The organism is Halobium salinum (assembly GCF_026586625.1).
In the GTDB taxonomy this organism is placed as follows: domain Archaea; phylum Halobacteriota; class Halobacteria; order Halobacteriales; family Haloferacaceae; genus Halobium; species Halobium salinum.
Window position 1 is genome coordinate 231,072 of the sequence record NZ_JAODIW010000005.1, and the last position, 21,593, is coordinate 252,664.

Genomic DNA, 21,593 nt, shown 5'->3' on the forward strand with positions numbered 1-21,593 from the left:
TCGGTTCGCCGGTCCCGCACCTCGTGATACGCCTACTCGGTGAACTCGAACAGCGACGGGTACCCGCTCATCTCCTTCGACTCCGGGCGCTTGTGGGTCATCACTTTGCTCGTCGACTTCCCGAGGCTGACGAGCGACTCCGCGAGGACGGCGCCCGCACCGACGCTGTCGACGACGGGCACCGGTAACTCGGCCTCCAGCGCCTTGTCCAGCCCACCCATCCCGGCACAGCCGAGACAGATGGCTTCGGCGCCGTCCTCCTCGACTGCAAGACGACTCACCTCCAGTAGCCCCTCGACGGTGGCCTCGCGGGCCTCCTCGGTCTCGATGACGGTGAGGTCGGTACACCTGACGGAGGCGCACTTCGATTCGAGGCCGGTCTTCACCACGGCGGCCTCGATGAAGTCCTTCGCCCGCGGGAGGATGGTCGCGACCGAGAAGCGCGCGCCGAGCATGTTGGCGACGTACATCGACGCCTCGGCGATGCCGACGACCGGCTTCTCCGTGACCTCCCGGCACGCCTCGATTCCGGGGTCGCCCCAGCAGGCGACGACGTACGCGTCGAACGCGTCGTCGCCCTCCTTCGCTTCCACCCCCTTCTCCTCTCTCAGAATCTCCTCCAGCAGCCCCGGCACCGCGAGGTAGTCGTCGTAGTACGACTCGATGCTCGCCGGGCCGCGCTCGGGCGACACGGCGACTACTTCGGTGGAGTCGGCGGTGTAGCGGTCCGCGACGCGACCGATGTTGTCGGTCATGGCCTGCGTCGTGTTGGGGTTGATGACTTTGATGCGCATGGGTTCGAACTGGTTACGACCACGCCGCGAATCGTGTGGTCTGCTACCAGTCTACGCCGGGTCGGTAAATGCCTACCGTCGGTTCCGGGGGCCGGCGCTCAGTTCAGGTCCTCGGGCTGGGTGCCGATTCCCTCGGGCCACCCCGTCGGCTTCGCCGGCGAAGGCTGTGCGTGCTCACGTTTGAGCACCATCGGCGTCCGCTCGAGCGAGAGGACGAGGTCGTCGTCCTGGTTGAACGCGCGGAGTTCGGTGGTGACGATGCCGACGTGTTCCCGGGAGGAGCTCTCGCGCTTCGCCAGCACCTCGCTCTCGGCGAACAGCGTGTCGCCGTGGTAGACGGGGCCGTGGTGTCGTATCTCGTCGTAACCGAGGTTCGCCGTCGCGTTCGCGGAGACGTCGATGACGCTCATCCCGACGGCGAGGGCGATGACGAACGTCCCGTCGACGAGGCGCTCGCCGAACTCCGTCTCGGCGGCGTACGCCTCGTTGAAGTGCATCGGGTTGAGGTTCATCGAGACGTTCGTGAACCACACGTTGTCCGTCTCGGTCACCGTTCTGCCGTACGGGTGCTTGTAGATATCACCGACGGTGAAGTCCTCGTAGTACCGGCCCTCCCACCCGCCGACGAGTCGTCGCTCGTGCGTGTCGTCTGTTGTCATGGCTCGATTCGTACCCACGACGTACTGATATCTGAAGGTTTGCCTCCGGGTAGGTTCGCCGGTCGGACCAGCGTTAGCGTTCGTGCTGGCTCGGACAGTAGCCGCAGGGTCATCGTGTGTACCACGCTGCCGCCTCTTCGAGGTCGTGAGGGATGTGCCCGCCGCCCTCGTTCGCCCGGTCGAGATACGCCTCCAGCGGCCCGCGGTAGTCCGGATGGGCACACTGTTCGACGAGTTCCCTCGCCCGCTCGCGCGGGGCCAGTCCCCGGAGGTCGGCGACGCCCTGCTCGGTGACCACCACGTCGAGGTCGTGTTCGGTGTGGTCGACGTGCGGAACCATCGGGACGACCCGCGATATCGCCCCGTCCCTCGCCGTCGACCCGAGCGCGAGAACGCCGAGCGCGCTGTGGCGGCTGAAGTCGCCGCTGCCGCCGATGCCGTTGGCGACGTGGGTCCCCGAGAGGTGCGTCGAGTTCGCGTTGCCGTACACGTCGACCTCGAGCGCGCTGTTCACCGCGAGGACGCCGAAGCGGTCGATGAGCGCCGGGCTGTTGGACACGTCCGCGTTCCGCACCACGACCTGTTCCGCGTACCGTTCGATGTCCCCGAACAGCCGCTCCTGGCCCTCGGCGGAGAGCGCGAGCGACGCCGCGCTGGCACTGTCGAGGACACCGTCGTCGAGCATGTCGAGCAGGCCGTCCTGGATGACCTCGCCGAAGTACGCCACGTCGCGGTCGCCGAACGCCACGTCCGCGAAGGAGGACATCAACGCGTTGCCGAGGCTCCCGACGCCGAACTGCAGGTTCACCGCGTCGGCGAAGACGGGGTTCCGGTCGAGTTCCCCGGCGAGGAAGCCGGCGAGGTTCTCCGCGATGCCGTCGTCCACCGCCGTCGGCGTGCGGAACTCGTAGGGGCTGTCCGGACGGTCGGTTTCGACGACCGCCTCGAGCTTGTCGGGGTCGAACGGGACCCGGGGCGAGCCGATGCGTCCACCCGGGGTCGACAGCGGGATGGTCCCCCTGTTCGGCGGCAACGCCCGGTTGTACACGTCGTGTAGCGCTTCGAGTTCGACGGGCTGTGTCCGGTTCAGCTCGACCACGATTCGGTCGGCGGCCTGGACGTAAGACGGAGTGTGACCGACCGAAGTCGTCGGCACCAACCAGCCCGCACCGACGGCGACGGCTTCGACGACGGCGACGGTCTCGCCCCGCGTTCCGTCACCGTTTCCACTTCCGACCCCGTCCTCCGTGTTCTCCCTGTTTCGACCGCCGAGGTATCCGAGCGCGACTTCGTCGCCCAGCCGGGAGATGTGCCGGTCGTGGAAGGCGACCGACCCGTCGTTGACGGCATCGCGGGCGCTCGCGGTGGCCTGGTACGGGTACCGTCGAGCGACGGCGCCCGCCTCGACCAGCGTGGTGTCTATCTCGTCGCCGACGCTGCCCCCGCTGACGACGGTGAGCGAGAACTCCCGGTCGCTCGCCGCCAACGCGAGCGGCAGGGCCTTCGGGTACCCCGCCCGGCCGAACCCGCTCGTCAGCAGCGTGTCCTCGGTGCCGATACCCGCCGCAGCCGTCTCCGCGTCGACGACGGGGAGGTCGCCTCCGAGCCGTGTCTCGGTCGCCATCTCACCACCCACTCGTCGGGGGAAGTCGTCGCCGACGGCCCGTGTCGACGTGTCGCCGGTGCTCGATGTCCGCCCCGCTGTCTGCCCTCATAGAGTGAGAAACTGACGACCGACCGTGTTAAATGTTCCCGTGACTCGCGTCGTCGACGGGGGAGCGCGGCCGCTCGAGGCACGGTCGACGACACGTCGCAGGGCGTGTCCGTCGAGTTCCGGCGTGCCCGCGTCCGGCGGTCAGTACGACCGCGGCAGGTCGAACACCGTCTCGCCCAGGTAGCTGAGGACCAGTTCCTGGGTGATGGGGACGAGTCGAGTGAGTCGGGCCTCGCGGAAGTACCGCTCCACGTCGTACTCGCGGGCGACGCCGAACCCGCCGTGGGTCTGGACCGCGGCGTCGGCGGCCATGTACGCCGCCTCCGAGGCGAGGTACTTCGCGGTGTTCGCTCGCACCCCGACTTCCTTCTGGGAGAGGTCGGCTGCCACGGCGGCGGCGTCGTACGTGACGCGCTTTGCGGCGTGAACGTGTGCGTAGGCTCGGGCGATGGGGTGCTGTATCGCCTGGTTCTGCCCGACTGCGCGGCCGAACACCTCGCGAGTCCCGGCGTAGTCGGCCGCGCGCTCGAGCGCCACCTCGCCGAGGCCGACGCACTCCGCGGCGATGACGAGGCGCTCCTCGTTCAGCCCGTCGAGGACGTGGTAGAACCCCTCGTCCTCGGTGCCGATGAGGTTCTCGGCGGGGATTCGGAGGTCGTCGTAGGTGACGCGGAACGACGTGACGACGTTGCTCACGGTCTTGTCGATCGCTTCGACCTCGATGCTCCCCTCCTCGCGGCCCCGTTCGATGTCGACGAGGAACAGCGAGACCCCCTGCGTCTTCTTCTCGACTGCTTCGCGCGGCGTGGTGCGGGCGACGAGAACGAGGTAGTCGCTGACGTCCAGTCGGGAGGTCCACACCTTCTCCCCGTTGACCACGTACTCGTCGCCGTCACGAACTGCTTCGGTCGTGATGGCGGTCGACTCCGAGCCTGCGCCCGGTTCGGTGAGGCTGAAACACTGGATCCAGGCGTCGCCCGCGGCGACCGCCGGGAGCAGTTCCGATTTCATCTCCTCGCTCCCGTAGTTCACCAGCGGTGCCGAGTTGTAGATGGCGGCGTGGACGGCCTGTGCGCCGCTGAACCCTGCGCCCGACCGAGCCACCGCCTCCATCATCGCGACGGCTTCCGGCGTGCCCAGCCCCTTTCCCCCGTACTCCTCGGGAAGGAGAACGCCGAGCCATCCCGCCCGGCCGAGTGTGTCGACGAACTCGTGCGGATAGGTCCCCTCCCTGTCCAAATCGCGCCAGTACGCCCGGTCGAACGGCTCACACAGCTCCAGGACCTCGGCCTGGACTGCGGACTGCTCGCTGCTCATACCCGCTTCTGGAGCCATCGGCGGAGAGATGTGACCGTCCGTAATAAGGGTGTGTGTCGTGGTAGCGTTCGAGCGTTCTCCCACAGGGTCGGCATTCGGTTCGGCAGGAGTGGATTCGGAGAGAACGGCGTGTAGAGGGTCCGAGGATGCCATTCAGCTTCGAATCGAGCCGTTCGCTCTCCGAGTGTGCCGAAGGTCTGATAGCCAGTATTCGGCCTCTATGGGACCTGAAGTCCGGGAATAACGCGATTCCAGGTCCTGTTCGGAAATGGTGGAACATGCGTTACCCAACGAAATCCGGTCTCCGAACGTCGAATACGGCCTCAACAGGGCGAATTTATTTATACGCTCAACGGCGATGGGAGGGTAGAACATGGCGCACAGCTCCTCGTCGGACACGACGAACATCAGGTCGGTCGAGACGGCGTTCGCCGTCGTCGAACTCTTACGTGAGGAGGAGATCACCGGCGTCGGCGAGGTCGCCACGGCGCTCGACCTCGCGCGCAGTACCGCTCACAACTATCTCACCACGCTGCGGAACCTCGGCTACGTCGTCCACGAGGACGGGGTCTACCGACTCAGTTGGCGCTTCCTCGAACTCGGCGAACAGATACGAGATACGAGAGCCGACTACCGGCTCCTCGGCGATTACGTCACGAATCTCGCCGACCGGTTCGAGGAGCGAGCACAGTTCATCGTCGAGGAGAACGGGGAGGGCGTCTACCTCTACCGCGAGACGGGGAACCGCGCGGTGTGGACCGACTCCGGCGTCGGAAAGCGCATCTGTCTCCACTCGACCGCGGCAGGGAAGGCTATCCTGGCGTTTCTCCCCGAGTCTCGCGTCGAGGAAATCGTCCGGCGACAGGGGTTGGAGCAGGTGACGGCTCACACCATCTCCGACGAACGTGCTCTCATCGAGGAGCTCCGTCGGATTCGGGAACGCGGCTTCGCGTTCAACCGGGAGGAGAACCTGGAGCGACTCAACGCGGTCGGCGTCCCCGTACGGAGCGCAGACGGCGGCGTCCTCGGTGCACTGAGCGTCTCCGGACCCTCCCACCGCCTGAAGGGCAACCGTCTGGAGAAGGAAGTCCCGGAGTACATGCTGGGATTGGCAAACGAAATCGAACTGAACCTCGCGTACCCGTCCTGACCCGGGTCCGCGTGTCCTCGAACGCAGTTTCCGGAACGTGACTCCTCCCGAAGCATTCGGCAGAGGCGAACCCCCGCGTCGGCAGGCAGTCTTCGATGAACGAGGCACCCTCCGACCCACGGCGCTCATCGACCGTCGATTCGGCTGAGGTCGAACCGAGAGGACGATAGAATAACAGATATAGTGTTGTGATACGAAAGCTCGCGTCGCTCGCGGGATCCGCCACAGGCGGGTGAGGCGGGTGCAAATATTCGATGTTATTAATTGAATACACCGCGACTTGGAGTGGCCGCATAGCTGACTTCAGTGACAGATAAGTTAGTAGTTCTCTGGAGTCTTCGTACCTATACGGCACTTTTAGACCAGTGCCGTGCCGAAGAGCACAATAAGTAACTTCGATACATTAGATTCTGCGCCCTACATATTTATATCTCACAGTAATTTTAGGTTCGTAGTGTATTTGCGCAGTATGCGCTCGCGATTTCATCATATATCGGTGTTTTCTGTCCGGGCTCGATTCAAAACGATGAATCCGAGTGCAATCTCTTATGCGCTAGTGACCGGTAGTGCGTGCGTCGAACTCGTCGTCGACGGTCCGTCCGTTCTACCGCCGACGAGCGCCGAGTCAGATAGCACCCACGTCGCGAAGCCGGCCGAGATCCCGTTCTTCGTACCCGTACGCCCGCAGGACTTCCTCGGTGTGTTCGCCCAGAAGCGGCGGATGGCGGTCGATACCGGCCCGTGACCGCGAGAAGTGCATCGGACTGCCCGGCATCTCGACCTCGCCGGCGGTCGGATGGTCGACGGACTGGTGCATCCCACGAGCGTGCACTTGCGGATGGTCGAACACGTCGGCCATGTCGTTGACCGGACTGACCGGCACGTCGTGCTCGCGGAGCCGTGAGACCGCCTCGTCGGTGGTGCGCTCGGCGAAGAACGGCTCGAGTGCGGCGTCCAGCGCCTCCCGGTGCTCGACGCGGTCTGCGTTGGTAGCGAAGCGCTCGTCATCGGCGAGGTCGGACTTGTCGACGGCGGCACAGAACCGCGGCCAGATGTGCTCGGAGGCACAGGCGACGACCGCGTACCCGTCCCGCGTCTCGAACGCCTGATACGGGGCGATGGTCGGATGGCGCGACCCCATCCGCCCCGGCGTGTCACCCGTCGCGAAGTAGTTGGAGGCCATGTACGAGGTCCACGCTACCTGTCCGTCGAGGAGGCTCACGTCCACCTTCTGGCCCGACCCGTCGCCGAGTTCCCGCTCCAGGAGCGCCGCGAGGATCGCTTGCGTCGCGTACATCCCCGCACCGATGTCGGCGACCGCGACGCCGACCCGGACGGGCGGGCCGTTCTCCTCGCCGGTGATACTCATCAGGCCGCCCTCCGCCTGCATCATCACGTCGTAGGCGGGGCGGTCGCGGTGGGGCCCCCACTCGCCGTATCCCGAGAGCGAGCAGTAGACCAGTCCCGGGTTCGACTCCCGGAGGCCCCCGTAACCGAGACCCCACTCCGCCATCGTCCCGACGCGGAAGTTCTCGACGAGGACGTCGGCCTCGCTCGCGAGGTCGCGAAAGACCTCACGGCCCGCCTCGGTGGCGAGGTTCAGTGTCACCGAGCGTTTGTTGCGGTTGACGCTCAGGTAGTACGCGCTCTCCTCGCTGTCGCCGTACGTCGGCGGGTGCCAGCCGCGCGTCTGGTCGCCGCCGTCCGGCCGTTCGACCTTGATCACGTCCGCCCCGAGGTCGCCGAGTTGCATCGTACAGAACGGGCCGACGAGGACACGCGAGGCGTCGAGCACCGTGAGGCCATCGAGCGGCCCTGTCTCACTCGTCGGGTGTTCCGCTTCGCCAGTCATACGCTGCGTACAGACGGGAGGGGGTTAGTTCTTGTCGCGTCGGTCGACGTCGTGTTTAGTTAAGCGACTCACCGAGCAGAGACGGGCAACAACCGGCCGAACAGCCGGTGTTGGGAGGGACTTCGGAAGGGGCCGTGCTCGCGGCGAAGGCCGGCGTTCACGAGAGCTTCGCTCTCGTGAGCCCACGAGAAGTGCCGTCGGCACTCTCGGGACGACGTAAGCACCGCAGGCGAGCGAACCCAGTGAGCGAGCCGAGGAGCGCAGCGAGATTCCCGTGAGCGTTGCGAACGGGAAGCAGCGAGACGAGTGAAACGAGTCTCGCCAGCCGCCCGAGTCGCGAGTGCGGGGGCTTCCGTGAACTACCGACACAGCACTTCTACCGATTCAACCCCTCTCAACTACACATCGCCTCGGTCGAACCACCCACTTCGGGTCGTGGTCGTTCGGCGGACGGGACCGGAGGTCGTTCGATAACCCGTCGAGCCGGCGTGGTCACGAACCCACCTGAGCCCGGTCTCACAGGCGTCACGGGAGTCGAACCCACGTGAGCCGTCGGAGTTGCAGGGCGGTTCACGGCTTCGACCGAAGAGCAGTAACCGGAACACGTGCGCGAACGAGTGGCTCGTGAGAATCCCTACTGCGGTTCCCTGGAACGACACGCGGACCGGGAAGTTGAGACCGGTTGTCTCAATGCATATAGTATGAGTTATACCCTGAAGAACTATAGTTAAATCAATCGAGTAGAAGGCGTGTCAGCTATTCATTGGTAAATATTTTCAAATCAATACACGATAGCTGATAGATAGAGTTGACCGATCCCAGCGACGATCATCACAACGCCGGCGAGCCGCTTGAGCCATCCGATATGAGCCATTACGCGATTTGCGTTACTGATGATACCGACTCCAGTTGCAACGGTTGTTGCAGCCATTAGCACAGCGACGACACCGGCATAAACTCCTAATACGAGCGTCGCTGCTTCGGTCGAGAGGGTGATAGCCCGGGCTACGACTGCGAGGAAAACGGGGGCGACACATCCGGCACCTGCTAATGCGTATCCCGCGCCAAAAAGACCGAAGCCGAGAACGCTTGATCGGCGCTTTGGAAGTGATAACGATAGTGACGGAGCGCGGTCAAATGCGACAAGAAACCCGAAGACGATGAGCAATCCACCAACCAACGTCTCGAAAATGGTGATATCTGAGAGTGCCTCGTGGCCGATCCACGCTATTGCCCCGCCTAGCAATGCAAACGTCGCAAGTACGCCCGACGCGGCAGCCACGCCTCGAATTCCCGCGCCCGTGATAGAGGCGCTTTCGGTGTCAGTAGAGTTCACGTAGAAGCCAACGTAGCCCGGTAGGAGGGGGTACGCACACGGTGAAAAGAACGTTGCTACACCCGCTGTGAGCGCGAACGAGACATTTGTCACAAGTGTCTCGCTGATCATGCATTGAGAGCGGTTTGGATACCCGCGACGATCTCGTCGGTAGTGTGAATGCCGGACTCAGACCACTGAATCCGGCCAGTCGAATCGAGCGCCACAGCAGTCGGATAGGCCCCCACACTGAGCTTCGCTGCAAGTTCAGCAGTTATATCGGCAGCGACCAACCAATCACCGTCGTTTTTACGCCACCATTCAACGACTGTTTCCTCACTCACCGAGCCACCAACGTCTTCGGTTGTTACCGAGACGAATAGTACCTCATCTCCAATTCGGTCCTCGGCCTCGCTGAGCGCTGGCATCTGCTCAACACAGGGTGCACACCAAGTCCCGAAGAAGTCGACGAATGTAGCTTGATTATCGGGGGGAATCGTTACCTCACCATCACGGCTTCCTGGCGCTTCAATCGTGTCGAGTGTCGTCGGCTCAACTTGCTCCGGTGTCTCACCCCCGTTGCTGAAGGCGTCGGGAATTGTACCGGTTGCAACGAATCCAGCGCTACCAATTGCCCCGACACTAGCGAGTCCAGCAAGGAGGTCCCGACGCTTCATGCTTCGACTACCTTCTTGAAGTCGTTCTCAACTGTCTCGACGTCTACTGTCGCACCGTTCGGATACGCTCGCTCGACGATTCCACGCTCGTTAGCGAGGAGAATCAATCCATAGTGGGGAAACACATACTCGAGATTTTCGACTTTTTCAGCAGGTGCTTTTTCGATAGCGAGTCCAAAATGCTCATCTAATAGTTCCTGCCCCGATTCGTAGCTGTCCGGCCGGAGGAAATGCCAGTTTCCCGCATCTAAATCAACGCCCTGTTGGTCGGCATACTCGCGAAGGACGTCGGCCGTGTCGCGCTCGGGATCGAAGGTGAGCGCAAGGAAGGCAGCGTCGTTACTGTACCCTTCTTGAGCAGCAACCTCCTGTGCTCGCCGTAGTCGGAGGATGAGTGCGGGACAAACGCCGTCCGGACAATTTGTGTAGAACGATGTCCAGAGGATGGTTCGTTCTCCCTCAAAATCAGCCGTTGAGATATCTTCACCTGTAATCGGGTCTGGGACGGTGAACTCGGGCATCTTGTCACCATAGCTCGGATGAGCAGCTGCACTTCGATCCTGTTCCGGCGGGCCAAGTACTGTTCCCTCGGCGCTAGGTTCATTAAGTATGCCAAGACAACCAGCGACACTTGCAGCAGTCCCAGCTGCGGCGACCGACTGCAAATACGTTCGTCGATTCATACTCCGGGCTTGCCACCATCCGAGTAAGTATTGTATGGCGGTTTGCACCGCCAGCAAAGAAGGTATGTCTGTGTTTACCGTTCGCAGGACGAAAAAGAGGGCCACAGGTGGATGGCAACACCGACAATTCCGGCTGCTATTGCTGAGACAAGGATCCGAATTATGCCGCCACCGAATGCCGCTGTGGCCCCTCCAGCAACGGTGGCTCCGGCTGCACCTGTCGCTGCTGGTGCCGCAAAGAGACAGCAGAGACTTACGGCACCGCCAAGCCCAATAAGGGGCCATCTGTTCTTCGAGTTCGTGTCTTCAACTTCACTTTTTGCAGTATTTGTCATTATGTGCGTTTGACTAATGAGTTTGGTTTCCTCGCTCCTCAATACCACAGGTGTCACATGAACTCTGTGAACGGCTGTAGAGAAGTCCTGCAAAGAACACGACGCTTACAATACCTAAGAGGGGTCGTAATGGGTCGAGATACGTCATTAGTGCGGAACTGCTAAACAAGGCGAGCAGAAACGCATTGCAGATTGGACAGCCGAATGCCAGAAAGCCCACCACAGTTCCTGCAGTAGCTGTCTTCTCGTCATTGTGCTCGTTGTTCGTTCGCTGAAGGGTGTATATCCCCAAAAAGGCCGCAGTAGTGATGAGGAAGAGATAATCTAGGGGCGTTCGTGGTACCTGCCGAATGTAGAGGGGATTCGGAATCAAGCCTGTGACAATCCCAAAGAGTACGAAAGCACCGATACTGATGACCACTGCTTTCAGGTAGCGTCTTGATTTCGATCGCATTCCTGTCCAATGTTTTGATCCCCAGTAAATAAAGCAGGCTGGCAGTTTGCTCATTCGTAGAAAAGCTGATTTGATTTCGTGGGGCCCCGTTTTGTTGTTCGTAGCGACGATGCGTTTTATGTGACCAAACCGCCGCTTCTTTGCAGGTGAACTTGTAATATGGGTATATGACGACAAGGGAAAACAGCCAGTCTACGGCTCTCTTTGAGCTTTTCGCAGACGACTACTCTCGAGAGATCTTACTATCTGCTGATGAAGCCCCCAGAACGGCGAAAGAGCTTAGTCAGCAATGTGATGCGTCGTTGGCGACAATTTACCGTCGTATCTCCACCCTACAGGAACACGGTCTCATCAGAGTCCATTCAACGATCGGTTCCGGTGGCGAACACAAACAACTGTTCGAGACGACAATTGAAACGCTCCATGTCGCCATTTCCGACGGTGAGCTCGAATTGTCAGTTGAGACACGGGACGAACTTGCCGACAACTTCACCACGCTCTGGAACAATTTTCGCGAGAATATATGATTAGCATCCCGATTATAGTAGTAAAGCTGATAACGCTTTCGCTGAGTCTCTCTATTGCGTATCTTGCATTCTACGCGTATCGACGGAGTGAAAGCAATCCAATGTTCTACGTTTCGATCGGATTCGTCTTAATCGGAATCGGCGCGATTTGTGAAGGGCTCATTCTCAATACGTTCAACACGTCGCTATTTTCAGCCGCTCTTATTCAAGCGGTACTCGTCTCTGTTGGGATGTTGCTGATTTTGCGATCTATTATGGCTGATTCTGAACAACAGAACATCTAGCAGAACGCCCCCAGTGTCGAGACAATTCTGTGAGAACGGGATGTGCGTTGAGCATTTAGACGAGTACTTGACTGTGTCGTGATCAGCCTCTCGTCGTGGCCCCCACCCGTGAGTCTCGCCGCACTGTCTTCCGCCAGATCGTCCACCGATCCTACGTTGACTGGCCTGCATATGAGTCCACTCCGCTGTTTGATCGCACGTCTCTCCCCGCGCTGGAATCAGATGTTCGCGTCGTCGCGGAAGCGTGGTTCAACCAAGACAAACATGAGGACGTTGAACCATTCGTCCACGCACTACCGCTCGCATACGTCCGATTCGAGGCCCACGACCGTTACGCAGGTTCAACGAGCTATGAAATGGAGACGCTGTTTCGCCTGTTCCTGCTGAAGGAACTCTATGGCTGGGACCACGAAACTGCCCTCGTTGAGTATCTCATCCAACACCTCGATCTCTGCGAACAGACAGGTCTGGAGTCGGTACCGAACCAGTCGACACTCTGGCGTAGCTGGCACCACCGCTTCAGTGCTGATCTCCGAAACACGGTCGAGACAGCAGCGCGAGCGATTCTTATCAAAGCCCAGAACGCTGGCATTACGGTCCCGTGTGAGTCTGAACGACAGAGCCGCAGACACAGTGATGGGAGTGCGGAATCGGACCCTGGCGATCAGACCGTATTAGAGCAAGCTGAGACAGTCACTGAGCAGGTGAGTCGAGTTGCGTTCCCTGCGTTCTCACTGCACCGTGGCGAGGGCTGTGAGATCCACGAGAACGCTTACTGGGATCTCCAGACATATCTGGGTCTCCGTGAAAACCTCGCCGTCAACGAGGGTGCACGGAGCTTCAGTTATGAGTCCAATAGGAACCGGACACCACTCGGCCACGCCCACCGCGAGCATGTCCGTGATCTCTCAATTGAGCAGATTCGAGAGATGCACCGACAGGCTGTGAGTAGACTTCTGGACCGGGCAGCAGACACAGAGGAGTTCTTTCGAGGTGGTATCGTCGCCATCGACATCACCGAGTCCGACCCGTTCACCGGTGATCGCGCCGGGCACAAAGACGAGATTATCGGGACGAAGGAGAAAACCGACGAGTACGCCTACCAGTGGGCGACGGTCCAGCTGGTTGGGAGTGCTGTTCCGATAGTCCTCGATACGCGCCCAGTTCGGAAAGGCGACACGCGGAAGCAAATCGTCGAGGACCTCTTGGACTCGGCAGAGGCGGCTGTTCATGTCGACAATGTGCTGATGGACCGCGAGTTCGACAGCCAGCACATCCTGGAGATGATCAGCCAACGCGGCCTCTCCTACGTCGTCCCGAAGCAGATGCATACCAGTGAGAAAGCGCAGGCGAAACGGCTCCTCAAACAGGGAAAGGACCGCTACGAGACCGATCGGAAGTTACATCTCGGCGATAATGAGTGGCACTCGACGACACTGATCTACCGACGCAAAGAGAACTCCGAACACACCGATCACCGGCAGTACCCGGTCTTCATGATGAACCGAGGCAACGGTCTGCTCACAAAGTACGGGTACCGATGGGAAATTGAGAGCGGGTACAAGTCGATCAAGTACGACTTCTTAGCGAAAACGTCCTCGAAAGACTACCGCGTTCGGCTGTTCTACTTCGTGTTCGCAGTACTGTTGCACAATATCTGGCGGCTCGCCGATTTCCTCCTGAAGGCCGGTGTCGACGCTGAGATGGACTATGCACCGGTTCTGACGGCTGGTGAGTGTGTCGAGTTGGTTTGTTCAGCACTAATCCCATCCGATTAGCTCAGTACGCCAACTCGGCTTGCTCTTGGTGAGTGGAAACGCTCTTTCGAGAGAAAGAATTTCGTGCCGGTTCCCTTCATCTGTAGAATTTCGATGCTTATCGACTCTGTATTCTCATCAAATAAGCTGATTTGAGTCACTATCAGCTCAAAGAGTACCGAAAATTGGCTATCCTCCGAAACTGTGACCATCGGTATCTTCTCCAAAGACTATCGCGAAGACCGTGATTGGTATCATTAGGTTGAGGAAACCCTGATCGATATTGAGCGCACGACATCCGAGATACAGGCTGAAAACAGACACAACCGAGAGGCACTGAGCGGACATTCTCTCCAGCTAATGGATTTGACGGGTGAGACACCACCCTACAAACACCCGACCAGACGCAAACTGAAACCCCTGCAAGAGAAGGTTGAAAGCCTCTCGCGTATTGACAGCCATGGCCCCCCGATTCAGGACTATGATGACGATCAAGAGCCAGACGATCATGGTGATATAAACTGCATGGGGTATATCTCTGAGGAAGCTGCTGAAATAGAAACAATTGCTCAGGAAGTCAATGATGAGCTCTCATACGGGATTCTCTCTATGGTCCCCAGGTTCTTCTACTACAATTTGATCCCCTCTACGCTTCGTTGATGAAGCTCTGGAGGAGGACCACCAGAGGGGGATGGTAATATTAACCAACACCGCAATCGGAGAGTGTTGGTTAATCACAGGGAAGTAAGCGGTCTAGTCTTTCTCAGCAACAAAAGAACACCCGTTTCCGTCAGTCGTCAGCAGGAGCGTCGGCGTCGGAATCGGTCTTTTCAGTACTGCTACGGTCACGGACCCGGTAGTCCTCAGGGCTCCCACCGAAGTCCTCTGCTAGCGCTTCATAGACATCCTCGCGCTGTTCGTCCATCTCCTCACGCAGCGCAGCGAACTCCTCGTCCGTCATCGGTTCTTGATTCCGTTCCATGTCTCGAATCCTTTGGCATGTTGCATTCTACTAAAACAGAGACATTTCACGAGACCGTTCGCAGTCGTATTATGTGACAGCGCTTGTCCCGTGATTACGATCATATAGTTGAGCATATCGCAGCCAGTTCTGCTCGAGGAAATCGTCTGCTTCATAGACGGAGTCTACCTCGATAGTGAAGTCCTTCTTTGTAGGGTCCGATCGATAATACTGATCGAGGTGAATCTCCCCTCTATCGTGTTCACTGTTGTCGATTTTTGCAATTTCTATCCGAATGCCGTCTTTTTGTTCAAAGAACAGTACCACCGCGAACGAGTCAACATCGTTCAAACTTGGATCCGCCCGAACCCCTATCTGGTACGGCCGATGCCGAAACACGCCCACCTCGTAGGTATACGCGAATTCGCTTTGCATAGATAGACTCGGAGTGAATCTGGCAGACAGCGTCTACTGTTGTGATGAGAGCACAACGATAAAAATCTGTGGAGGTAGCTGTCCACAGGCAAGCGTGCTCGGTTTGCGTGCCTTATTCCTACGACTCACGCCGTAGGCAAGCAGTAGTGACGGGTAGTATTCCTGAGAGGAAAGCTTAAGAAGTTGTGCTACCACCACAACTAGTGGAGAGAACTGCCATGCCACGTGCAACGTGGGGGGCACCCAGTGATGAATCCCCCAATGGAGAGAGCCGATCTGAGCGCCGGAAAATGCTCGCCCGTACTCTCGCTCAAGGTGGAGTTACTGGAGTCCACGTCATCAGCTACGAAAGTGCCCAAGAAGTTCTGACTGAGAAGCGGCGCGAACTCGTTGAGACACTCGCAGATGAAGAGGTCGAATCGCTTCAAGGTCTCGCTGATTTCGTTGGCCGAGACAAGTCTCAAGTCAGTCGTGATCTCGGGCTCCTAGCCGAACATGGGATTATCGGGTTCGAAAAGGATGGGAACAAGAAACGTCCATATCTCCAGCACGACCACATCGTTGTTGAACCGATTCTGTAGGATTTTTAGACGTACCTGAGCCGCCAGGTTGACTGCTGGTCAGGATTATGTAATGAACTACCTGTCTTACCCAGCCGCTGTGCAGGTTCCTTGAGGGCGAAATCTTCCCCCGACTCTAGTAATACAAGCTACGCGTCGCTGTCGGACTCGCTCTCTAGATCCTCAAGGCTGACAGCATCCTCTTGAGAGGCAGCATCGGCTTGCTTTTCGGCAGTTGGGGACAGACGTGGTGCAACTAATGACCACCAGCCGACGGCGTTGGCTCCGGCTGACTTGCTCTTAACCAAGCCCTCCTTTTCCATTCGCCTGAGTCGTTTGCTCACGGCCTGCCGAGTGACGCCGAATTCCTCGGCGATTTCTGGGGCGGTGAGAAAGGCGTCATCCGTCTTATCAAACAACTTCAAGAAGTCCTGATCGGAGACCTTCTCACTAAACCGCCCGGAGTCGTCACGTGTTCTGTCGCTCATAGAGTAGTATAGTTTCTGCAGCCATAAACCATTTTCTTCGTGACAACTGGATTAACCCTTAATACCATACACCACGTGGTAACTGGTAGAGACAGACCAGTCCCTCGGGGCGTGTAGAAATGCCCGAGTGCGCCAACACTCGGACTGAGCTGTCTGTGGAGCAAACAGCCATGAGCATTTACGAAGCCGACGCTGTTGAAAGTATTGACCTCGAACCACGCGATGTCCGTGCCCTCACCGAGTGCCAATCAGTTCTCGAGGACATGGGCCGAGTGAAGAACGCGGACGATTTGTACCTCGTTGTCTCTCAGTCCGGGAACGAGTACCTCGTCGACGCCCGTAGCGGGGCGTGTGAGTGTCCAGATTCAATTCACCGGAGTCCCGAGGGTGGCTGCAAGCACTACCGGCGTGTAATGTTCGCCACCGGTGCTCGGTCCGTTCCTGCCTGGGTCGAAACGACCGCGATCGACGCTCATCTCGGTGAACACGTCAGTTCTAGCCCGCGCGTTGCGGTGACGGACGGTGGTGTGTTTGCTGGGTTCGGTAGCAAGGCCGACATGGGGACTCAAACGAGTAGTGACAAGACCATAGAGCGTCCTGACGACTGTGACTGCATTCCGGATGCATCGCTGCCGTGCTTCGCGTGTTGGATGTCTGGGTTTGAAACGGCGAACCCCGACGGAGAGCCCGTCAACGTCGACGATTAAGTTCCTGACCTCCACCAAGAGGAGGGTGCGCGGGGCCGTCACGAGACCAGCTTGACGATGCGGATGTTGTTCAACGTCGTGTACGAGTGGGCGAAGGAGACCGACAAGCGCGTCGTATTCGTCATCGATGAAGCGCATTACTTGATGAACGACGCCGCGTCGTTGGGCTTTCTCGAGACGGCTGTCCGACTCGTCGACAAATCCGTTCTGTACGACCTGCACCAGACACGTGGCATCACGATGATCCTGATAGCGAACCGGGAACAGGACCTGTTCTCGAACATCGACACCCGGATTGCGAGTCGTCTTCGCGCCCGGACGCGGATTCAGTTCGACTACTACCGGGACGACGAACTCATGTCCATTCTCAACGACCGTGCTCGGTGGGGACTCCGCGAAGAAGCAGTTGGTCGGGAGCAGATTAAGCGGATAGCTCGGGCGTCCGGCGGGGACGCACGGGTTGCTATCGGAATCCTTCGGACAGCGGCACAGCGGGCGACTGACCGTGGAGATGTTTCGATTACGGACGCGGTGATTCGTGAGTCGGTTCCGGAAGCAGAAGCGGAAATCCGTCAGAAGAACATTGAGCAGTTGACCGAGGACCAGCGCCTCATCTACGAGATTCTGTCGGAGCACGACGAGCTCGCGTCCGGGGACCTGTACGAACTGTATGAGGCGCGGGCGTCGGACCCGAAGACGAAGCGGATGGTGCGAAACTACCTCCAGAAGATGGCGCACTACAATCTGGTTGTCGCAGACGGGGAAGCGAGAGGGCGAACGTACCGGGTGGTTAGTCCGGCAGCTTCGGCGTCATAATACCGATTTTCATATGTGTATCTCCGGGGCTACGGGAGGGATTTGGCGGCGTTCTGGAGTTCTTCTTCGTCGCGCCATTCCAGGCACCGGCCACCCGTCAGCAACATCTTGGTATGAGAGGCGGCCATTCCGTTGTCGAACCGTTCGCGTTCCACATCCTCATCTCTGTACCGTCGCTTCAGAACCCAGACCTTCTCCCGGTACGACGGTGCGAACAGTAACCCGAGTTCCCACACGTATCCTCCGTCAAAGTCCTCCAGTACGGCGACGATGTCCGTTGCGCGTCCGCACAGGATGTCGAACACCCGGGTCCACAACTTGATGTCCTCGCGTGTCAACCCGAAATCCTCCAGCCGAGTTGCGACTGCATCCTCCCGTTCGCCAAGGAGATTACATACCGTCATTCGCCGTGTTGCAGCTCCGGTTTCACCACCGGCACCGACGATTAGGTAGCGGCGGTCGTGGCCCTTGATGCGACGCATCTCCTCGCCGTTCACCACGTCTTTGACGCGCTGGTGTTCGGTCGGCGTGAGACTGATGTCCGTTATCCCGTCAAGTATCTCGGACTCTGTTGGGATGTCGTCCCTAGCCTCCTCTGTTTCCGATGCCGTTTCGTCTTCGTCCATTAACCAGTCGTACTATCGTTTAACGCATGAACCCTTGATTCGATGCCCAATTAGTTGCGGTAGTAGTTGCGCTTTAACCTCAGTTGAGTGCGAGTGTTTATGGTGATGGGAGCGAAAGAGGAAGGCATGAGACCGCAAGCGGAAGTGGGTAAGGACGGTCGCGGGGCGGATAGTGAGGAGTCTGATTTCGATACGTGGCGTGCGCTCCAACGAGTTGTCGACAAGAAGCGTGCGGACATTCTCGCTGACATCGTGGGGCATCCGAAAGGAGCACCAACCGTTGAGGAACTGGACTACATGAACCCCCCGCTGAGCGAGGATTCAATTCGCCGCCACCTGAAGACGTTGGAAAATGTCGGCGTGGTTCGGGTCCGTGAGTTCGAGACGGGGAATCGTGTCCGAGGGTATCCGTACCAGTTCTTCGAGCTCACTTCGGAGGCGCGGGAGTTGTTCGATCAGAACGGGTTGTTCCCGAAGGAGGCATGGAGGCGTCAGTACGATGCTGTCGAGAAGACCGGTCGGATCGAAGACGTCGAGTCCATGCCTCGACCGGACCACTAAACCCCCCAGGATTCTGCTTGTTCGACCCCGGTGGCTAACTATCGGTATGAGGTTTGACCGGGGCCGTGTTCGGCGAGCGACTGCGTTTTTGTTTCTCGACGTGATCTGTGAGGCTTCGCAGGTCAGCCCGGAATCATCGGATTGAAGCAAGCGGTCATGAAAGCTATTCACACACAGCCACGCCGATGAGTGAACCAGACCAGTCGCCAACGGTAGACCGCCTGACGAATCTCCTTGACGAGGGAGACTCCGAGAAGATCGTGACCCATCTGGACCGGCTCGACGCGGCTGATGCGAAGACTCGCAGGCGTGCGCTACGGGCGGTTCGAGATGTCGCTGCAGAGCCGCCACGCTCCTTCGAAGAACTCGCTGAACCCACTTTCGAAGTTCCTGACCGACGAGGACCGCGCTGTCAGATTGACGACCGCGAAACTGTTCGTTACCTTGGCGAAGTCAGAGCCGAGGGCCGTCCTCCCCGCTGTCGACGCGCTCGCCGAGCGCCTGGCCGACGACGAAGAGTTCTACTACGTCCGGGCGCGGAGTGCCGAAGCACTCGGCTACCTTGCGGTCGAAGCGCCCGAAGCAGTCACCAGCCCGGAAACACTGGCCGACTTCCGCATCGGGCTCAGATTCGACGAACCCGAAGTCAGAGCAAAGCTGGCGAAGGCGTTAGCGTACGTCGCACTCGGGAATCCAAGGAGGCTTCGCCACCAAGTGTCCTCGCTAACCGAACACCTCGACGACGAGAACGAACTCGTCCGGTATCACCTCTGTACAGCGCTGGTGGTCGTCGGGTGTGAGTACCCGGCGAAGCTAGCCGAGGCAGCGGAGCCACTGCAGGAGCGGCTTGCTGATGAAAACCCGTAGGTCCAGGGGTGTGTTTACCGCAGGCGAATGCGTCGAGATTGTCGTCTCTGCATTGATTCCGCCTGACTAAGTGACTTATTCCTCGCTGGGTTCGCCGATTGGGAGTGGCAACGCTCTGTAAGAGCACCAAAAATCCGTGCAATATCCCATACTCACTCGATTATCTCGTTCAGAATAGGCCGGAGTTGAGTACTTCGTTAGGAATTAGAACCCGAACCGGCGGAGACTCGACCCAAAACTGGCCTATCCTCCGAAACTGTGGAACTTCACCAGCGGACCAAGTCAGTATAGCAGTTTGTAGTTTATCAAGCGAAGATTGGCCCGGTATCGGGCCCCTCACCGGTTCTACCCCTAGAACCCCAGCAAAAGTCTGCACACGTGATTAGCACGATAATCACGTGTGCGTGAGGGTCAATCGACGCTGTCGGGCGGTCACGAACGGATGGATTCGACGGGACGCCTCTCCTGGGGCAGAACGGTCTCTTCGAGCGATTCCACCGACCGACGGCGCCGAGTGCTCGGCCTTCGGGTCCGGCCGTGCGACCACGGTACGAAGTTCGTTCCTCGAATCCGACGGGTTGCGCTTCCCCTCCAGGAGTTCCCGTCTTCTCGGTCCGACGCGAGAACGGCCCCACCCCCGGGGCGTCGTCGGTGATGTGCGACGGGCCCGACGGAAACCCCCGATTCGACCGGAAGCCACGCGATGAGTGGGGGTCGCCGCCGAGGCACCCGGTCGCGACCGAGCGGACGCTCGATGGAGTTGCTCGAACACGATACGGAACGGCGTGCTGGTGTCCGCCTCGGGTCTGGATGCGTCACAAATCCCCGGGACTTCGAGCGCCCCGTGTACGGTAACGTCAAGCAGCGGCAGTACGTCCGGAACGGAGTCGACCCCGTTCGCGTCACGCCTCGGGGCCAAGCCCCGAGGCACTCATATCGCGCATCAGTAGACTGCGGTCTGGGAATCTGCCAGTGAATTCGAGGAGACGTCGATTCACCGAGGCGAACTCACAACGGGAGTGGAATCCACAGTACGGTGGCGACCGCCACCCCGATCCACACGACTTTCAGCGCCGTGTTCACCGCGACCACTTTCGAACCGAACTCCGCTCCCCAGATGCCGTACTGGAACGGAATCGAGCGCTTGAACGTCGAGAACGCGAAGGAGACGATACCACCGACGAGCATCGTCGCCACGGCCTGCCGTGGAGTGAACTCCACGCCGACCAGCGGGGAGATGGTCGCCGCTCCCGCCGTGGTGTCGAGCGCGAAGACGGCGACGACGGGGATCGCCGCGCCTGGGAGCCCGACGACGGTCGCAAGTGGGTCCGCCAGTTCGGTGAGGGCTGTGAGGTCCGTCGTTCGGGTGAGGACCACGACGAGAGTGTAGACGACGGCGAGTCGAGGAACGATGCGCCGAAGCTTCGGGAGTGTGCGACCCCACGCCTCGCGGACGACCGCAAGAGGGGTGTCGGCACTCTCATCGGGTGCATCGCCGTCGGCCGTGACCGTCGCCGAACGGTCGTCGTCAGGCGGTGAGAGCAGGAGCGCTCCGGCGACGACACCGGTGAGCGTGATACAGAGCGCGACGAACGCCCGCGCCCCGACGTACAGGAACCCCACGTGAAGGCCGAGAATCGGCAGGAGTACCGGCAGGTAGAACGTGAAGATGTGCTGTACGAAGCCGAAGAACGTGTTGATAGTGACGGCGACGAGCGTCTCCCGGTCGTCGAGTGCGCCCGACTCGCGGAACTCCGCGAGCATCCCGTAGCCGGCGGTCGTGGAGGCAGCGGTCGTCAAAATGGCTGTCCCCACCTCGTCGGGGAGATTCGCTGGACCAGTGAGGAACCGCGAGAGCCCGGCGACCCGCTCAACGAGGCCGAAGCCGACGGCGAGGTTCGCGAAGAACACTCCCACTCCGATGAGGAGGACTATCCGTGCGACTCTGGGAAGCACCTCGGCCATGACCGGGAGGAGTGCACTCGGCTGTACTTGAACCGCGACCACCACGGGACTCACGGGTGTCGCTCAGGCACGAGGAGGAAAGTCTGCAT

The 21,593-nt window shown here is 59.7% G+C and carries 24 protein-coding genes; 10 read left to right on the top strand and 14 right to left on the bottom strand.

Annotated elements, in window-relative coordinates:
* Positions 1 to 32: 32 nt before the first annotated feature.
* The 4 genes from N5095_RS02515 to N5095_RS02530 all read right to left on the bottom strand — a co-directional run bounded on the left by N5095_RS02515 (position 33) and on the right by N5095_RS02530 (position 4,502).
* Entirely contained in the window at positions 33 to 794 is a 762-nt protein-coding gene (locus tag N5095_RS02515) for an aspartate/glutamate racemase family protein (protein ID WP_267620720.1), read from the bottom strand.
* A 98-nt stretch (positions 795 to 892) separates the two neighbouring features.
* Positions 893 to 1,453 (bottom strand): MaoC family dehydratase, encoded by a 561-nt coding sequence (locus tag N5095_RS02520; RefSeq protein WP_267620722.1) that lies wholly within the window; start codon positions 1,451 to 1,453, stop codon positions 893 to 895.
* Between the two features lie 109 nt (positions 1,454 to 1,562).
* On the bottom strand, positions 1,563 to 3,077 hold the full coding sequence (locus N5095_RS02525) for an acetyl-CoA hydrolase/transferase C-terminal domain-containing protein (RefSeq protein ID WP_267620724.1): 1,515 nt from the start codon (positions 3,075 to 3,077) through the stop codon (positions 1,563 to 1,565).
* Between the two features lie 231 nt (positions 3,078 to 3,308).
* Positions 3,309 to 4,502, bottom strand: a complete 1,194-nt coding sequence (locus N5095_RS02530) for an acyl-CoA dehydrogenase family protein (RefSeq protein WP_267620726.1) — start codon at positions 4,500 to 4,502, stop codon at positions 3,309 to 3,311.
* Between the two features lie 355 nt (positions 4,503 to 4,857).
* Between N5095_RS02530 and N5095_RS02535 the strand changes: the two genes are divergently transcribed.
* Entirely contained in the window at positions 4,858 to 5,634 is a 777-nt protein-coding gene (locus tag N5095_RS02535; protein ID WP_267620728.1) for an IclR family transcriptional regulator, read from the top strand.
* Between the two features lie 625 nt (positions 5,635 to 6,259).
* Here the strand turns inward: N5095_RS02535 and N5095_RS02540 are convergent.
* The 5 genes from N5095_RS02540 to N5095_RS22465 form a co-directional block, all read right to left on the bottom strand.
* A complete protein-coding gene (locus tag N5095_RS02540; RefSeq protein WP_267620730.1) occupies positions 6,260 to 7,486 on the bottom strand; it encodes a CaiB/BaiF CoA transferase family protein in 1,227 nt (408 codons plus the stop codon).
* Positions 7,487 to 8,267: 781 nt separating this feature from the next.
* Positions 8,268 to 8,933 carry a cytochrome c biogenesis CcdA family protein gene (locus N5095_RS02545; RefSeq protein ID WP_267620732.1) on the bottom strand — a complete coding sequence of 222 codons (666 nt, stop codon included), beginning with the start codon at positions 8,931 to 8,933 and terminating at the stop codon, positions 8,268 to 8,270.
* Positions 8,930 to 9,478 carry a TlpA family protein disulfide reductase gene (locus N5095_RS02550; protein ID WP_267620734.1) on the bottom strand — a complete coding sequence of 183 codons (549 nt, stop codon included), beginning with the start codon at positions 9,476 to 9,478 and terminating at the stop codon, positions 8,930 to 8,932. Before N5095_RS02550 ends, N5095_RS02545 begins: the two co-directional genes overlap by 4 nt.
* Positions 9,475 to 10,161: an SCO family protein gene (locus N5095_RS02555; RefSeq protein ID WP_267620736.1), complete on the bottom strand. Its 687-nt coding sequence runs from the start codon at positions 10,159 to 10,161 to the stop codon at positions 9,475 to 9,477. Before N5095_RS02555 ends, N5095_RS02550 begins: the two co-directional genes overlap by 4 nt.
* 348 nt (positions 10,162 to 10,509) lie before the next feature.
* Positions 10,510 to 10,950: a hypothetical protein gene (locus tag N5095_RS22465; RefSeq protein WP_390202492.1), complete on the bottom strand. Its 441-nt coding sequence runs from the start codon at positions 10,948 to 10,950 to the stop codon at positions 10,510 to 10,512.
* Positions 10,951 to 11,117: 167 nt separating this feature from the next.
* Here N5095_RS22465 and N5095_RS02560 point away from each other — a divergent pair, with 167 nt between their 5' ends.
* The 4 genes from N5095_RS02560 to N5095_RS02570 all read left to right on the top strand — a co-directional run bounded on the left by N5095_RS02560 (position 11,118) and on the right by N5095_RS02570 (position 14,178).
* Positions 11,118 to 11,477 (top strand): ArsR/SmtB family transcription factor, encoded by a 360-nt coding sequence (locus tag N5095_RS02560; protein WP_267620738.1) that lies wholly within the window; start codon positions 11,118 to 11,120, stop codon positions 11,475 to 11,477.
* On the top strand, positions 11,474 to 11,761 hold the full coding sequence (locus tag N5095_RS22470) for a DUF7521 family protein (protein WP_390202494.1): 288 nt from the start codon (positions 11,474 to 11,476) through the stop codon (positions 11,759 to 11,761). The genes N5095_RS02560 and N5095_RS22470 overlap by 4 nt, the downstream gene beginning before the upstream one ends.
* A 95-nt stretch (positions 11,762 to 11,856) precedes the next feature.
* A complete protein-coding gene (locus N5095_RS02565; protein ID WP_390202496.1) occupies positions 11,857 to 13,539 on the top strand; it encodes a transposase in 1,683 nt (560 codons plus the stop codon).
* Positions 13,540 to 13,878: 339 nt separating this feature from the next.
* Positions 13,879 to 14,178 carry a hypothetical protein gene (locus N5095_RS02570; RefSeq protein ID WP_267620740.1) on the top strand — a complete coding sequence of 100 codons (300 nt, stop codon included), beginning with the start codon at positions 13,879 to 13,881 and terminating at the stop codon, positions 14,176 to 14,178.
* Between the two features lie 130 nt (positions 14,179 to 14,308).
* On the opposite strand, the gene N5095_RS02575 is transcribed toward N5095_RS02570, so the two are convergent.
* Positions 14,309 to 14,479 carry a hypothetical protein gene (locus N5095_RS02575; RefSeq protein ID WP_267620742.1) on the bottom strand — a complete coding sequence of 57 codons (171 nt, stop codon included), beginning with the start codon at positions 14,477 to 14,479 and terminating at the stop codon, positions 14,309 to 14,311.
* A 90-nt stretch (positions 14,480 to 14,569) separates the two neighbouring features.
* The gene (locus N5095_RS22475; RefSeq protein WP_425499007.1) at positions 14,570 to 14,914 is read right to left on the bottom strand and encodes a DUF7718 family protein; all 345 of its coding nucleotides are present in this window, start codon (positions 14,912 to 14,914) and stop codon (positions 14,570 to 14,572) included.
* A gap of 203 nt (positions 14,915 to 15,117) precedes the next feature.
* On the opposite strand from N5095_RS22475, the gene N5095_RS02580 reads away from it, so the two are divergent.
* Positions 15,118 to 15,495, top strand: coding sequence for an HVO_A0114 family putative DNA-binding protein (locus tag N5095_RS02580; protein WP_267620744.1), 378 nt, complete (start codon positions 15,118 to 15,120; stop codon positions 15,493 to 15,495).
* A 128-nt stretch (positions 15,496 to 15,623) separates the two neighbouring features.
* Here N5095_RS02580 and N5095_RS02585 read toward each other — a convergent pair whose 3' ends face one another.
* Positions 15,624 to 15,962 (bottom strand): winged helix-turn-helix domain-containing protein, encoded by a 339-nt coding sequence (locus tag N5095_RS02585; protein ID WP_267620746.1) that lies wholly within the window; start codon positions 15,960 to 15,962, stop codon positions 15,624 to 15,626.
* 170 nt (positions 15,963 to 16,132) lie between these two features.
* Between N5095_RS02585 and N5095_RS02590 the strand changes: the two genes are divergently transcribed.
* Both N5095_RS02590 and N5095_RS02595 read left to right on the top strand, forming a co-directional pair.
* Positions 16,133 to 16,669, top strand: coding sequence for a hypothetical protein (locus N5095_RS02590; RefSeq protein ID WP_267620748.1), 537 nt, complete (start codon positions 16,133 to 16,135; stop codon positions 16,667 to 16,669).
* A 78-nt stretch (positions 16,670 to 16,747) separates the two neighbouring features.
* Positions 16,748 to 17,485 (top strand): Cdc6/Cdc18 family protein, encoded by a 738-nt coding sequence (locus tag N5095_RS02595; protein ID WP_267620750.1) that lies wholly within the window; start codon positions 16,748 to 16,750, stop codon positions 17,483 to 17,485.
* A 29-nt stretch (positions 17,486 to 17,514) separates the two neighbouring features.
* On the opposite strand, the gene N5095_RS02600 is transcribed toward N5095_RS02595, so the two are convergent.
* Positions 17,515 to 18,111 (bottom strand): DUF8170 family protein, encoded by a 597-nt coding sequence (locus N5095_RS02600; protein ID WP_267620752.1) that lies wholly within the window; start codon positions 18,109 to 18,111, stop codon positions 17,515 to 17,517.
* Positions 18,112 to 18,237: 126 nt separating this feature from the next.
* Between N5095_RS02600 and N5095_RS02605 the strand changes: the two genes are divergently transcribed.
* On the top strand, positions 18,238 to 18,672 hold the full coding sequence (locus tag N5095_RS02605) for a helix-turn-helix domain-containing protein (protein ID WP_390202545.1): 435 nt from the start codon (positions 18,238 to 18,240) through the stop codon (positions 18,670 to 18,672).
* 291 nt (positions 18,673 to 18,963) lie between these two features.
* The gene (locus N5095_RS02610) at positions 18,964 to 19,539 is read left to right on the top strand and encodes a HEAT repeat domain-containing protein (RefSeq protein WP_390202500.1); all 576 of its coding nucleotides are present in this window, start codon (positions 18,964 to 18,966) and stop codon (positions 19,537 to 19,539) included.
* Positions 19,540 to 20,547: 1,008 nt separating this feature from the next.
* On the opposite strand, the gene N5095_RS02615 is transcribed toward N5095_RS02610, so the two are convergent.
* Complete coding sequence (locus tag N5095_RS02615; protein ID WP_267621073.1) at positions 20,548 to 21,504, bottom strand: nucleoside recognition protein; 957 nt, start codon at positions 21,502 to 21,504, stop codon at positions 20,548 to 20,550.
* Positions 21,505 to 21,593: the final 89 nt, after the last annotated feature.

What these genes read in the sequence shown, in the direction of transcription:
- N5095_RS02515 (WP_267620720.1), bottom strand. Translation starts at nt 794, where the DNA reads ATGCGCATCAAAGTCATCAACCCCAACACGACGCAGGCCATGACCGAC.
- N5095_RS02520 (WP_267620722.1), bottom strand. Translation starts at nt 1,453, where the DNA reads ATGACAACAGACGACACGCACGAGCGACGACTCGTCGGCGGGTGGGAG.
- N5095_RS02525 (WP_267620724.1), bottom strand. Translation starts at nt 3,077, where the DNA reads ATGGCGACCGAGACACGGCTCGGAGGCGACCTCCCCGTCGTCGACGCG.
- N5095_RS02530 (WP_267620726.1), bottom strand. Translation starts at nt 4,502, where the DNA reads ATGGCTCCAGAAGCGGGTATGAGCAGCGAGCAGTCCGCAGTCCAGGCC.
- N5095_RS02535 (WP_267620728.1), top strand. Translation starts at nt 4,858, where the DNA reads ATGGCGCACAGCTCCTCGTCGGACACGACGAACATCAGGTCGGTCGAG.
- N5095_RS02540 (WP_267620730.1), bottom strand. Translation starts at nt 7,486, where the DNA reads ATGACTGGCGAAGCGGAACACCCGACGAGTGAGACAGGGCCGCTCGAT.
- N5095_RS02545 (WP_267620732.1), bottom strand. Translation starts at nt 8,933, where the DNA reads ATGATCAGCGAGACACTTGTGACAAATGTCTCGTTCGCGCTCACAGCG.
- N5095_RS02550 (WP_267620734.1), bottom strand. Translation starts at nt 9,478, where the DNA reads ATGAAGCGTCGGGACCTCCTTGCTGGACTCGCTAGTGTCGGGGCAATT.
- N5095_RS02555 (WP_267620736.1), bottom strand. Translation starts at nt 10,161, where the DNA reads ATGAATCGACGAACGTATTTGCAGTCGGTCGCCGCAGCTGGGACTGCT.
- N5095_RS22465 (WP_390202492.1), bottom strand. Translation starts at nt 10,950, where the DNA reads ATGCGATCGAAATCAAGACGCTACCTGAAAGCAGTGGTCATCAGTATC.
- N5095_RS02560 (WP_267620738.1), top strand. Translation starts at nt 11,118, where the DNA reads ATGACGACAAGGGAAAACAGCCAGTCTACGGCTCTCTTTGAGCTTTTC.
- N5095_RS22470 (WP_390202494.1), top strand. Translation starts at nt 11,474, where the DNA reads ATGATTAGCATCCCGATTATAGTAGTAAAGCTGATAACGCTTTCGCTG.
- N5095_RS02570 (WP_267620740.1), top strand. Translation starts at nt 13,879, where the DNA reads ATGGATTTGACGGGTGAGACACCACCCTACAAACACCCGACCAGACGC.
- N5095_RS02575 (WP_267620742.1), bottom strand. Translation starts at nt 14,479, where the DNA reads ATGACGGACGAGGAGTTCGCTGCGCTGCGTGAGGAGATGGACGAACAG.
- N5095_RS22475 (WP_425499007.1), bottom strand. Translation starts at nt 14,914, where the DNA reads ATGCAAAGCGAATTCGCGTATACCTACGAGGTGGGCGTGTTTCGGCAT.
- N5095_RS02585 (WP_267620746.1), bottom strand. Translation starts at nt 15,962, where the DNA reads ATGAGCGACAGAACACGTGACGACTCCGGGCGGTTTAGTGAGAAGGTC.
- N5095_RS02590 (WP_267620748.1), top strand. Translation starts at nt 16,133, where the DNA reads ATGAGCATTTACGAAGCCGACGCTGTTGAAAGTATTGACCTCGAACCA.
- N5095_RS02600 (WP_267620752.1), bottom strand. Translation starts at nt 18,111, where the DNA reads ATGGACGAAGACGAAACGGCATCGGAAACAGAGGAGGCTAGGGACGAC.
- N5095_RS02605 (WP_390202545.1), top strand. Translation starts at nt 18,238, where the DNA reads ATGAGACCGCAAGCGGAAGTGGGTAAGGACGGTCGCGGGGCGGATAGT.
- N5095_RS02610 (WP_390202500.1), top strand. Translation starts at nt 18,964, where the DNA reads ATGCGAAGACTCGCAGGCGTGCGCTACGGGCGGTTCGAGATGTCGCTG.
- N5095_RS02615 (WP_267621073.1), bottom strand. Translation starts at nt 21,504, where the DNA reads ATGGCCGAGGTGCTTCCCAGAGTCGCACGGATAGTCCTCCTCATCGGA.